This is a genomic window from Vibrio sp. NH-UV-68, from assembly GCF_042940635.1.
GTDB lineage: Bacteria > Pseudomonadota > Gammaproteobacteria > Enterobacterales > Vibrionaceae > Vibrio > Vibrio pacinii.
The window spans coordinates 1,013,247-1,026,432 of record NZ_CP134976.1; the positions used below are offsets into that span (position 1 = coordinate 1,013,247).

Genomic DNA, 13,186 nt, shown 5'->3' on the forward strand with positions numbered 1-13,186 from the left:
TTCAGTTAACAAGGATTGTAACCTAATGTTATCATTGACCCATTGTCAAATTGCACTGGAAACGGAGAATTCAATGCAAATCTGGTTAAAGATGACCACCATCGCCGCGTCATTGGCGATCGCGGCGTGTACTTCGTCTACTACGGGGCGTCATCAATTATTGTTATTTTCGAACTCCGATATGAACAGTTTAGGCGCGCAATCATTTGAACAGATGAAGCAGCAGCAAGCCGTGAGTCAAGATGAACATAAAAATGCTTATGTACAGTGTGTGGCGCACTCGATCACTCAACATGTGCCTCAGTTACCCGGATTTACGAGTTGGGAAGTGGTGGTTTTTGATAGTGAACAAGTCAATGCGTTTGCGCTGCCCGGTGGCAAAATTGGCGTTTACACGGGGCTTCTTGATGTGGCGGTAAATCAAGACCAACTCGCGACGGTGATTGGGCACGAAATTGCCCATGTTTTAGCGGATCATAGTAATGAGCGCCTATCACAGTCGCAATTGGCCAATGCAGGCTTACAGCTAACCAATATCGCATTAGGGTCTACTGAATATGCACAATATCGTAATGTCACTATGTCTGCGTTGGGGCTTGGTTTGCAATATGGAGTGCTGATGCCATATGGCCGGACGCAAGAGTCAGAAGCGGATATTGTTGGCCTTGAGTTGATGGCTAAGTCGGGCTTCGATCCTAAGCAAAGTATTGAGTTATGGAAGAACATGGCCAAAGCATCAGGCGGAAGTCAGCCCCCAGAACTATTGTCTACTCACCCATCGCACCGAACTCGTATTCAAGACTTATCGGCCAAGATTAACGCGTTGCCAAATTACAACGTACCAAGACCCAAATGCTAAATCAGTTAAAATCAAAAAAGGGAACCGAGGTTCCCTTTTTTACATTCTGCAATTAACTCACGACTAGGTGCCAAGAATTAACAGAGGTAAGCGCAAAAGTTCATCGCCAGTAGAAGCAAAGAACCAAATAATACTAATTAAGCCAGCCACAAGACCGACGTACCAGATTGCTGAAATAATTTGACCATACCTGTCTAAAGGTAATAGATGGCTGTGGTGGCGTCCTCTCCATTCAATGACGACTTCTAACATCCCCATAATCAACAAAAAGCCAAACAGTGTTAAGCCCAATGAATAGCTCAGCACAACGCCGCCTGCCGCCGCTGCGGTGCACAAAGCAATACCAGCAATGCTGTTCATTGAAAAACTAATGCTCTTTAAAATATGGCCCCCATCAAGCGGTAGGATTGGCAATAGATTAAACAGATTGAGAAAGGCATTAAAGACCGCAAGACCGGCAAAGAACATCTCACCAGTGACTAAATAAGCCACCAGCAAAAGGATCGATAAGATCAAACCAAACATCGGGCCCATAATCGAAATAACTACGTCTTGCCAGCGGGTATTTATTTTCTCATCGCTCAGAGCCAATCCGCCCAGAAATGGCACTAAGTAAATTCCTTTCGTTTTCATACCAAAGTATTTCATCGCTCGCACGTGGCCATATTCGTGAAACACCAAACAAGCAATCAATGCTAAGGCAAATTGAAACGAGAATAACCATGAATATGCCGCCAAACTGGCAGAAGCAAGTACCACTTTGATCAGTTTGGCACTTTTAAGCGCTTTCATACCCAGCGAAACCAAACCAATTAGACTGAATTTGCGCTCAGGCGTTGGTGGGTTAAATGGCACTTGTTGCTCGATATCTTTACTGTTTCGCTGCCCAGATAGAATGGTTTCACCGTTGACGGTTGCGACAAATTCTAGTGAGAACGGTTGCCATACTAAGCGCGTCTCTAAACGACAGTTCAGTTCTTTATCACCGCTTAACAATGAAAACTGATGCTCAGTTTGCGCTTGGCGATCTGAATCGGCGTCAAGCTGAGAAACCAATTGGTTATCCCAATAGAGTTGTTGCCAGCCGGCAAGCGAGCCTTCTAAGCGTAATGGCTTGCCTAACAAATCGATGGAGAGTAATTGCAACTTATTGACCTATTAATTTGATATAACAACGCTGCAGATTATGCCTACCAAGTCTAAGCAGGTAAAGTAAATGGTCATTGCGTGACACCGTCACTCTTGTTAACCCTATGAATCGTATGATTTTGTTTGCTTTTTAATCGACGGGTGGATAATAGGCTTTTTTATGCTGTTAATGTGGTGCAAATGAGTAAAGCCCTTTATTTTCGGAAGATAAAGTGCATAATAACCGCCGTTATTAATACCTTAAGAAATGTGAGTCCATTATGTCTTCTGAAGCAACTATGCTAGAACGCTGCCAATCAAAATGTGAACTATGTGCTGCTGAAGCACCATTAACGGCATTTGCTGTTCCTCCGCACAGCCATGTGACAGTAGATTACGCGATTATGGTTTGTGATAAATGTTTGGGCGAGATTGAAGATCCGCAAGACATTAACCATTGGCGCTGCCTTAACGATAGCATGTGGAGCCAAGTACCTGCGGTACAGGTCACGGCTTGGCGCCAACTGACTCGCTTAAACAGTGAAACTTGGGCGCAAGACGCGCTAGACATGATGTACATGGAAGAAGATCAAATGAACTGGGCAATGACGGGGATGTCTGCTGACGACAAACCATTCGATTGCAACGGCGTTGAACTTAAAAAAGGTGACGACGTAACGGTAATCAAAGACCTGCCAGTGAAAGGTACTAACCAAGTTATCAAGCAAGGTACGGTTATCCGTGGTATCAGCATCGGTAATGATCCTAAGTTGGTTTCAGGTAAAGCCAATGGCGGTCAGTCTATGTACGTGATTGCTGAGTTTACTCGTAAGAAGTAACTTCTTGCTGAACTAAATCGAGTATTAAAAAAAGCGCTCAATCAAGAGCGCTTTTTATTTGCTGTTTCATCAGCTTATTTTACCAGTAACAGTCTGCCCGTTATGGCTGGAAGCGAAATCTGGTTACCAGTATCAGTCAGATCAATCACCTCGCCACTGAGCAAATCGACCAGCTGCGTTGTGGTTTTCAAGCGCGATAAATCAATCGCCAATGTGCGTGGTGTATCCGCGGTATTGAGCGCGTAGATAATTTGTTGACTGCTGTTGACCTTTAAGTCGGCGTAAAGCGCGTCATCAAGCCAAAGATTGCGACGTTCACCAGCATAAAGGGCTGGATATTGGCTGCGTATCTCCATCAATTTGCTTAGATAAGCCTTCAATTCCGCTTGTTCCGGACTAAGTGTACTTGTTGTCACCCCCTCGATTTTAGCGCTCGAACGTGCAACGTGATCATCACATAGCCCTTGGTCAACGCAATCAGTACTGACTTTCGCGGCAAAGTTTGCGACTTCGTCACCAATCTCTTCACCGTAGTAAAGTGTAATTGGCCCTGAATAGGCAGCAAGAAAACTATAAGCGGCTTTGTGGCGTTTTGCATAATCACCTAGTTGACCACGTTGAATTAAGTCGCCTAGACGCACTAAGTCATGATTACCGATCATTAGATTTGGCATTGCATGATAAGGCGAATTAGATCGACTATTCCAACTGGCATCTAGCGCACGAGCGTTACCTTTAGCGCCCGACTCTTCAACTGCCAGTGCTTGAACTAATCCATAACGAAGCGGAAAGTTAAACGCCGATGCTAAACCTGGTGCACTATCGCTGCCATATATTGTACGGGTAATTTCGTCAGCGCCGCTCCAAGCCTCACCGACCATATACCCTAGCGTTCCCCACTCTTTACCGGCAACCAAGTTGTCATTTGCAGCCTTTTCTACCGCATTACGAATGTTACGCCAGCTTTCTAGGGGCAATTGATAGGCTTGATCCAGTCGCCACCCATCGATAGCGAACTGCTCAATCCAGTAAGTTGCGACCTCAGTAAAGAAAGCCTCACTGTCTTGGTTGGGATAAGTAACATATTGTCCTGGGTAACCTTGCTTGGATGTTAGTGAAGGTAACTTACCTGTTGGAGAGGCTTTAACACCATTGATATGTGTATGGCCAAACACGCCGTCAAGAAATACGAATAGACCTTTGGCATGGGCTTTATCAATCAGTTCTTTTAACTGCTCGTTGGTGCCAAATTTAGGGTCAACGTTGAAGTAGTCACAAGCAAAGTAGCCTGTTGCATCAAGCTTATCATCAGTCCCTTGACCTGCACATGAATCAAACACTGGCGTTAACCAGAGTGCATTCATATTAAGATTCGCAATATAATCTAAACTGTCGATGACTCCTTGCAAGTCGCCATTGTGGTGCGAATTGCCATAACCAACACCATAATCATGATTAGGGTCACTATCGACGAACGATTCCAACATCACTTGGTAAATGCGTAGGTCACAAGCACGGTTATTATCGGCGTAACAACCATAATCAAGTTGACTATCAACCACTTCTAACCCCAACGATGTTACTTGGTTGGCATCGAGGATAAATTGATAAACGCCCTGATCAGTAATCGTGATCTGGATATTACCGTTACCTGCGTCTTGCATACTTACCATCCCCTGGGTCGTTGCAAATGCAGTAAAGCCTAAGTTGACGCTACTCCAATCCTCTGATGCAAGCTTAAACTCATACGTCCCAGGAGTGAAATAGCCATTAAAGGTATAAAGACCATCACCGCTGTAGACCATCTCATTATCTGTGCTCCAGCCATTCATTGAACCGCGAACATAGACGTTAGTATTGCCGTAGGGTGCAACATCAACTGGTTCTGTGCTGCTAGTTAGCCCCTCACCTTGCGTACCATTTTGCGGTTGTACGAACACGGCTGCCGTTAAGGCTGGTACCGTAAAGGTGCTATTGTTGAATGTTGCCTGCTTAACTTGTGGATCATCTGAATTAAGCTGAGCACTATGCAGTTCAAAACCTTGCGCCCCAGCCACCGTCAATTGTTGCGATGAAGTGTTAGCATTGATGATGACCATGATCGCATCGTTATTGTCATCAAGATCCGCACCGACAGAAACACCATCATTGACTGACATCGCAATCAATCCCGGTAACGCTTGATTGCCAGTGTTGTGGAAACGCACTCGATCAATCACTTCTTGCTCTGTGATCAGCTTTAGTAGAGGTGTCGAGGCACGAACCTGTAACAACGTCTTGAACGCGCTGTCTGTCCACTCGATATCGGCGGCAGAAGCAACGGTGTTAGGGTTTTTGATGACGGATTGGATAGCGCTCCAATTGGCTTGGTCTTTATCCGCTCGTGGTAAACCGATGTTCCAGTTATTGGACTGTTTACTGAAATCGACTTTGTTGTACCAATCTCCGCTGTCATAGCTGTCACGCTCCATCGATTTCGAGCGTAATAACTCAGAGCCCATATGCAAGAAAGGCACCCCTTGGCCAAGCATGACAGTTGATAGACCAACGATCTGCATTCTTGCTCGGTCCGCAGGGCTAACCTCAGCGGCGGCTTTATATTGGTTGAAATCCCACAATGTCTGGTTATCGTGTTTCGATACATAGTTGATCGACTCTTGAGGATCGAGAGTGTAAGCCGCGCCTTGTCCACCATATTGATAGTCTCGGCCATACACAACGCTGCCACTGTAGGTTTCAAGTGGATAGTTTTGTAAATTACCCGCCATACCATAACGGATCAGATCCATTTTCGATTTTAACGCATCATCAAAGCGGTTGCCTGCATTCGCAAAACCTGGAGTTTTCAGCAGCGCATCACCACTGTCGAATGGACCGCCACCACGAACACCATCGCGCAGTCGATCGTTATAGGTACCGATCCCCGTTCCTGCCATTGGCCATTGTGTTGCGTTCTCGCCACGTTGGCCGTTGGCGACTTCACCAAAGTTCCACCCTTCCCCATAAAACCAAGTATCAGGGTCAACCTGTTTGGTTTTTTCGTAGATGTGTAGCATGCTTGATTTCATTAAATGACCCATCAGGTCGAAACGAAAACCATCGATTTTGTAATCTGTCGCCCACATCATGACACTGTCGGCAACCAGTTTCTCGAACATGCGGTTTTCAGAGGCGGTATTGTCACAACAGCTAGAGTTTTCGACCGCGCCTGTGATTGGGTTAAGACGGTGGTAGTAACCCGGAACCGTCTTATCAAGTACCGATTTGTCGTACAGACCTGATGAGTATGTGTGGTTGTATACCACGTCTTGTACTACACGGAATCCCATTTGATGGAGTTTCTGTACCATTTCGCGGTATTCGCGTATGCGGTCAGTACCATCATTTGATACCGCATAGCTTCCCTCTGGCGCACTATAATGGAAAGGATCGTAACCCCAGTTGAAACCGTCTAATGGGCGAATGTCGGCGAGGAGAGCCTGCGCTTCACCCGTGCTTGGGTCCGTCTGCTCTAACAGCTCAATAATAGTCGAGCTGCGGCTGGTTCCGTCACTACATAAGGTCGCTTCAGGGTTGATCGTACAGAGCTTTTCAACGCTATCATGTAAATTGACGGTTTTCGCTTCGTCTTCAGGGACAGATGCTAAGTCGTAACTTGGCAATAAGTGAATCGTAGTTAAGCCTGCCTGACTAAGCGCTTCAAGTTGCTGAACACTTTCTCTTTCTTGCTCCAAGAAGGCACCATACTTACCATCACGTGCCCGCGAACCTTTGCTATCGCTGACACTAAAATCGCGAATATGCAGTTCATAAATAATATTGTCTTCTGGATTATCGAGTTCAGGAATAGGTTGAGTATCCCAACCATGCGGTTTGGTTGGCGCTGAGCTCAGATCAACCAGTTGTGAGTGCAAACTCGATGTACTGAGTGACAAAGAGTACGGGTCGGTTGCCATCATCCACTCAACGTGGTCAGTTTTAGGGTGGTAGGCCTTAACACGATAGCGATAGAAAACATTTTCCAGCTCGCTACTTGCTTGGTAATGCCAGATGCCGGTTTGAGAGTCTCGAGTCATCGCGACTGGTGAGCTTGGCAATAGGCTTTTTTCGTTATCATAGAGATAGAGTTCAACCAGCTGCGCGGTTGGTGCCCACAAAGCAAAATTCGCGGTTTCAGCTTCAATCCAACTGCCGAGTTTGGCTTCGTCAGCGTCGTTTTCTCCCGCCGTGTATAGCTCATCAATGACGCCCGGAATTTGCACGCGAGTTGCAACCAAAGGTTCGCCATCTTGGTCGAGAGCGACGGCAATCAGCTGACCTTGTAGTATCGCTTTTGCTTGTTGTTCGGTGATAGCGAGCGAAAATTGCGTGCGACCATTGAGATGTGGGTATTTAGTGTTGTCGATTTGACCAGCAAGCAACATGTCATACTTAGTGAATTGCTGCGGTTGGTTGATATCACCAGCGCCATCGCGTGTCGACCACAGTTGGTAGCTCGCAGCAGCCGAATGATCGAACCATGCCAATGTATCAGTACTTAGCCAGTGCGCTGCCGCACCTGATAACGTTACAACGCTCTGCTCGTTTGGTGAATATTTGAGTGTTGAATTGCCATGGGTAGTGTAGAGCGTATTGCCTTTAGAGAACTCTATTTTCAGATCGTCCCCTCCAAGAGCCTTATCATTGCCCTTATGGACGATAAAGTTCATACACGAACCATGATTATCTTTTAAAGAGACAACAAATTTGGCGCCAAATTCAGGATCAATTTCTTGAAACGTCAGAGGATTATCCCAAGCAACGTTTTCTAGTGCTTGCTCATCAATGGCATCACAGCTGTCGTTATTCCATAGATGCAATCCCCAATCGGTGTAGTTGCCATCGGCACGTCGATAATAAATCACGGCTTGTTGGTAATGTGGCGCCGGTTGCGTCGAGGTATTATCAGGGCTGCTAGGATTGGGGTCGATAGAGTCAGGAATACCATCACCATCGTCATCACTTGAGGCAAAATCACCGAGCCCATCGCCGTTGGTATCACGACTTTCAAAGCGATCCTTAGGAAAGAGATCAAACTGGTTAATCGCACCATCGCCGTCTATGTCTTGGTCGTCAGCATCGGCAATGCCATCACTGTCGTAATCACTTGGCTGACTCGCTGCGGAGTACGGATCACTGCCTAGTCGCTGCTCATCATCGTTACTCCACCCGTCTCCATCGATATCTTGATCGAGCCGATCGGGGATTTTATCACCGTCTAAGTCGGCCGGCTGGCTATTGGCATCGTATGGACTGGTTCCTTCCGCCCACTCGTTTAAGTCACTAAAGCCATCGTTATCATCATCAAAATCGGCGTGGTCGCCAATGCCGTCGTTATCAGAATCGACTGATTCTTGAAAATTGTGAGGAAAACGGTCGATTTGATTGGCAACGCCGTCACCATCGCTATCGATACCTATGACTGGCTGTCCTGCCTCATCTAAATACAGCGTGATATTATTCAACTGACCCTTTTGACGTTTGATCTCTTTACCCAGTACTTTGATACCCAGCTCCAACCGATTTAGGATCAGTTGGCGGTCTTGCTGTTGATAATCACTGGGTAAAATTTGACTCAATGCTTTTGCGCTCGCGGCAAGGGTCAGATTGTTTTGGGCGAGGTAATCGCTATCCAAGCGCAGCTTGGGTTGGTGTAGATAACGACGCAGTTTGTTGGTTGCGCGTTTCTCACTAAGTCCGCTCGCCATTTGCAATGAAATATAGGTAGTAAAAGGTGTAATCAAAGTGCTATCTGCTGGTGCAAGCATGGCGTAATCACGCGCCGCAGTGACACCCGGAATATCACTGTCGATTGATTGGCCACGCTTAACCTGAGCGATGAGTAATGCTTGACGTTCATCATTGGTTAAACCACTTAAGGAGATGGAAGCATACCCATTTTGATCGGTTATTGCCGATGGCTCTTGATTGCTATAGGTAAAGTCACCATTGATGTCTAACCACACTTGGGCATTATCTATGTACCCATCCATTACTTGGACGTCTAGTTGATCATTACAACCGGCAAGCAATCCTAGCGATGCCATAGCAAGGCTGAGTTTTGTTAGCTTGATGTTCATTATATTAATCCGTTATTAATTCACGTTCTTGTTTATGAGTGAGTCGTAACAACTCAAGCTAACGTTATAAGTTCACTTAGAATGATTACCTCATCCTATCTTTTTGATTCGGAAGGCGTAGAGCGTGGGGATGAGAAAAATAACTTGTATTGAGATCACAATAAGCACACCCATAGCGATCATGAAATTACTAGATTTGGCGCTATTTAGTGAGTTGTGTGACAGTTTGTAGTAGGAGATGAAGGAGAAACTGTAGCAATAGCACAACGTGTCTTATTGATGAGAATTATGACACTGTGCCAAAGTTTAAATCGAACTCAATGGTGAACGTAACCAAAGCGTGGCGACAAATTGCACCTACAAAAAAGCCAGCAACAAGGCTGGCTTTCTAAAATCGTCTATTTGAATTTAACGATACAATCCAATATCTCTTTGCATATGTCCAGATAAATCAGTTGCATAATGTGCACGTGGTTCACTGTTATCAACAAATAGAATATCTAATAAGTGTGCAATCAATCCTTTGAAAGAAACCGAGTAGGTTTTTTTATCCATAGAGATAGGAGCATTGATGCTACCCATTTGCATTGCTTGTGCCATGATTGCCTCTCTATAAACTGTTGTAGTTCGTTTTGATGGGCTAATGATAGGCAATAATTTACTGGTCAAAAAATGACAAATTTTCTTTTTTTAAATTAGAAAAACTAATGAAACAACTCATTAACAGACGTAAGTGCGCTCTATCTAGTAAATCTGCATATTCTTTCATTGTCAGTCATTATTAATGAATAATAATTTTTCAAATTACATGCCTTGCGTTGATTTTTTACACATATTTTACAAGTTAATGTGTCTTGATACGCAAGGCATGATACTAAGACAATACAATTACTTATTCAGCATTAGTCGCGATTTCAGGTGTTTGCTTGCGTTGCTTGATCATCGAAGCAACAACCGCAATGGTCATTGTCGCTAATAACACCATTAGAGACCACAAGGTTGGGATCTCCCAATCACTACCGACCAACATCATTTTGATACCAATAAATACCATAATGAATGACAGCGCCGGCTTAAGGTAAATAAACTTATCCATCATGCCTTGTAAAACAAAGTACAAGGAACGCAAGCCGAGTAGCGCGAATACGTTCGCAGCCAAAACCAGAAACGGCTCGCGTGTAACAGCAAAGATCGCAGGGATGGAATCTAAAGCAAACATCACATCCATAAACGCAATCACTGCAATCACGATGAACATAGGTGTTGCAACACGTCGCCCTTGCTCAATAACAGTGAGCGCATTTCCTGAAAATGACTCACTGACAGGGATCCAACGGCGAATTAACCGCTCCGGTAGCGGGTTTACCGACTCTTCACCTTTGTCACGCGCTAGCTGAATACCCGTCCAAATCAAAAATAGTGCGAATAGATACAGCACCCAGTGGTATTGCGCCAGCAATTGCGCGCCGACCGCAATCATGACTGCACGCAATAACAGCGCGCCAATCACCCCCCATAACAGAGCTCGCGGACGTAAATGCTCTGGCACGAGGTATTGGTGAAAGATGATCGCAAACACAAACAGGTTATCGACGCTGAGTGATTTCTCAAGCAGATAGCCTGTGATAAAAGCAATGCTAGCATTATGTGCGCTATATTCACTGCCTGGTGCATATACATCCCAAAAAAGATAAATGCTTGCAGCAAATAGAAACGCCAATGCAAACCAGATGAGGCTCCAGATTGCCGCTTTTTTGATCGTTACTTTGCCACCACGCGTTTGCCAAATATCAAGGCTAACCAGTGTTAGGGTCAGAAGTGCAAAGCTGATGTAAGTTATTGGGGTCATATGTCCTCCTAAAACGGAGGGATCGCGTTGAAAAAAGATGACGTGTAACGATCCCTACCGCAAACAAAACCTCTACACAGCGAGTAAAGCTGTGCAGTATTTGAATACGTTGGTCTCGTCGAAACACACTGATACCGCCTATCAGTGGTGTTTATACTTACCGGATAGAAACAACGACTATCGAGATGACGATAAGTAAACCATTGGCGACTACTCCCCAAACAGCGCGGATTTTATGCCTCAATTTGGCGTTCGTCTATAATAAAAATCAAAAAAGAGCAAAAAAATGCTCTTTTTTTAGTTGCTAATTAATAGTCAAATTCCGCCAAACGGTACAAAATACACTAAGGCAGTCCAGATCCCTATCCAACTAGCAATCACAGCGATATCTATCCAATCTTTACTCCACATAACTCCCCCCTTGAGTGCGATATCACGCAAGCTTGGACTCATAGAAGTATTAGCAACCTTTATGCCAGCGCTGATTAATGTCAGTTATGTTAACTCGATTGAGCGCCTCTGGCTGGTCAGTCAAAAGGTCGATTAAGCAATCTGCCATCGAGACAGTGGTCACGATCCCCTCGCCCTGCATGTACGTTATTGTTTCATAGCCTTCTTTGCCTTTCATGGTATAGGCAGATGAAGTTCCACAATAAACTTTATTTTCTTCAACAGGTTGCCAAGTTCCGTCACGTTCTAAAAGCATCAGGTTCTTAATACGTTCACCCATTGGGGCATCACATAAATAGTCAAAGCTTAACTGATGGGTATACGGATATGAGCCATCTCCAGTACCAACGACACCATTATTGAGCGCATTGTTAATTGCCCCTTCTAATATTTGGGCAATATAGCGTCCTTCGATATGGTAGATACCAATAGGCACGGCAAAGGGCAATAATTTTCCTGCTATATCAGCAATGGAGATGCTACCCGCACTGAGTGAGTTGCGCACCCCACCGGCATTATGAATGGAAAAATCCACTTGATGGCCGAGTTTACTCATCTTATACATAAAGGACTCAGCCACTAAAGGCGCAATTTCGCTCGGCCCCTGTTCATCAGGAATACGGACATGACGCAATTTACGCTCGCAAACGGCAATAACTTGCTTTTGCAACTGTCGAACTTGGCTGGTGTATTTCTCTTCAAGCAGTGCTTGCAGATCGCGATCTTTTTTACATACCACGACATTGGGGTGATTATCGATGTAGGATCGCGCGACCTGATAAGGGGAATCATTGTGGGTTTCGCTCATATTGGCATCAATAAACAGCCGACGACCAAGCAGTATTTCATTCTTACCGTTAAAGCTAAGTAGTGTCCCATCGGCGGCAAATTCAAGATCGCAGTGACCTAGGCTCAACGCATGTAATCCCGCTTGAACGACGTAGGTTTGCTTCACTTTAACGCCATAATCGTCATCTTTAACTAAACCTAGACCGCTAAAATCACCTTGCAGCCGGTGGCTGTGACCGCCGACCACAACGCTAATGCCATCGACATGATTCGCCAGATCAAGGTCGGCCTCATAGCCCATATGGCTAAGAAGAATAATCTTATCGATGCCACTGGCCTGTATAGCTGCTACGGTGTTTTTCGCCGTTTCAATAGCATTGACGAATGGCGTATCCCAGTCGGGATTCGAGATGTCGGCCATTTTGTCCAGTGCTAATGAAAAAATCGCCAGCTTTTCACCATCGATAGATTTCTCTATCCATTGGGCACGATTTTTTTGCGCATCGAAACTGACAACTTTGCTGTTGTTGCCAAGCTTGATTGGTTTTGCGGCCAATTCATTTGACAGATCCCAGTTACCGGCAAGTAACGGAAATTGAATTCTATTGGCAAAATGTGCCACGGGTTCGTTGCCCATGTCCAATTCGTGATTGCCCAGTGCCATTGCATCAATATTGAGCGCATTTAACATGGTGGCATTGGCTTCGCCTTTAAAGAGCGAAAAATACAGCGTGCCTTGGAAGCAATCCCCGGCATGCAAAAAAATAAAGCCTTGCTGGTTTTGCTCTGCTTGTTGTTTTAGCTGTTTGACGCGAGTCGCGATACGGGCGAAACCACCCGCGCTTACAAACGGGGCAAGTTCGACACCATCGACCGTAATGGCCAGTTGGAGCGATGTAGGTTCAAAGTACGAATGTGTATCGTTGATGTGCGCTAGACGTAGTTTCGTTGTTTTATTGTTTTTATCTGTCATATACCTTCTCTCTGTTCCATTACATCGTACCGCATTCAATATGACAGATTCATTATATTTCACATTAATTATGAAAACTGAATTCAGGCGACATTAAAAACTTTGATCTATTAGCGCTAAAGCGATTTAACCTTGATTACCACTCATATGTCACATTGTGAGCTAAATGTCTGCTATAAC

Annotated in this window: 7 protein-coding genes; 2 read left to right on the forward strand and 5 right to left on the reverse strand. The window is 45.0% G+C overall.

Going from position 1 to position 13,186, the window contains the following annotated elements:
• Window positions 1-73 precede the first annotated feature (73 nt).
• The gene (locus ViNHUV68_RS18885; RefSeq protein WP_391090678.1) at window positions 74-859 is read left to right on the forward strand and encodes a M48 family metalloprotease; all 786 of its coding nucleotides are present in this window, start codon (window positions 74-76) and stop codon (window positions 857-859) included.
• Between the two features lie 63 nt (window positions 860-922).
• Here the strand turns inward: ViNHUV68_RS18885 and ViNHUV68_RS18890 are convergent, their stop codons facing one another.
• On the reverse strand, window positions 923-2,005 hold the full coding sequence (locus tag ViNHUV68_RS18890) for a site-2 protease family protein (RefSeq protein ID WP_391090680.1): 1,083 nt from the start codon (window positions 2,003-2,005) through the stop codon (window positions 923-925).
• A gap of 263 nt (window positions 2,006-2,268) precedes the next feature.
• On the opposite strand from ViNHUV68_RS18890, the gene ViNHUV68_RS18895 reads away from it, so the two are divergent.
• The gene (locus ViNHUV68_RS18895; protein ID WP_391090682.1) at window positions 2,269-2,826 is read left to right on the forward strand and encodes a PhnA domain-containing protein; all 558 of its coding nucleotides are present in this window, start codon (window positions 2,269-2,271) and stop codon (window positions 2,824-2,826) included.
• 74 nt (window positions 2,827-2,900) lie between these two features.
• On the opposite strand, the gene pulA is transcribed toward ViNHUV68_RS18895, so the two are convergent.
• The 4 genes from pulA to ViNHUV68_RS18915 all read right to left on the reverse strand — a co-directional run bounded on the left by pulA (window position 2,901) and on the right by ViNHUV68_RS18915 (window position 13,006).
• On the reverse strand, window positions 2,901-8,945 hold the full coding sequence (gene pulA, locus ViNHUV68_RS18900) for a pullulanase-type alpha-1,6-glucosidase (protein WP_391090683.1): 6,045 nt from the start codon (window positions 8,943-8,945) through the stop codon (window positions 2,901-2,903).
• Between the two features lie 408 nt (window positions 8,946-9,353).
• On the reverse strand, window positions 9,354-9,545 hold the full coding sequence (locus ViNHUV68_RS18905; RefSeq protein ID WP_038176577.1) for a hypothetical protein: 192 nt from the start codon (window positions 9,543-9,545) through the stop codon (window positions 9,354-9,356).
• Between the two features lie 292 nt (window positions 9,546-9,837).
• Window positions 9,838-10,794: a TerC/Alx family metal homeostasis membrane protein gene (locus ViNHUV68_RS18910; RefSeq protein WP_038176578.1), complete on the reverse strand. Its 957-nt coding sequence runs from the start codon at window positions 10,792-10,794 to the stop codon at window positions 9,838-9,840.
• Window positions 10,795-11,254: 460 nt separating this feature from the next.
• Window positions 11,255-13,006 carry a 5'-nucleotidase C-terminal domain-containing protein gene (locus ViNHUV68_RS18915; protein WP_391090686.1) on the reverse strand — a complete coding sequence of 584 codons (1,752 nt, stop codon included), beginning with the start codon at window positions 13,004-13,006 and terminating at the stop codon, window positions 11,255-11,257.
• Between the last annotated feature and the right edge of the window lie 180 nt (window positions 13,007-13,186).

Coding starts and splice junctions, on each gene's coding strand:
- ViNHUV68_RS18915 (WP_391090686.1), bottom strand. CDS start 13,006: ATGACAGATAAAAACAATAAAACAACGAAACTACGTCTAGCGCACATC.
- ViNHUV68_RS18885 (WP_391090678.1), top strand. CDS start 74: ATGCAAATCTGGTTAAAGATGACCACCATCGCCGCGTCATTGGCGATC.
- ViNHUV68_RS18910 (WP_038176578.1), bottom strand. CDS start 10,794: ATGACCCCAATAACTTACATCAGCTTTGCACTTCTGACCCTAACACTG.
- pulA (WP_391090683.1), bottom strand. CDS start 8,945: ATGAACATCAAGCTAACAAAACTCAGCCTTGCTATGGCATCGCTAGGA.
- ViNHUV68_RS18895 (WP_391090682.1), top strand. CDS start 2,269: ATGTCTTCTGAAGCAACTATGCTAGAACGCTGCCAATCAAAATGTGAA.
- ViNHUV68_RS18905 (WP_038176577.1), bottom strand. CDS start 9,545: ATGGCACAAGCAATGCAAATGGGTAGCATCAATGCTCCTATCTCTATG.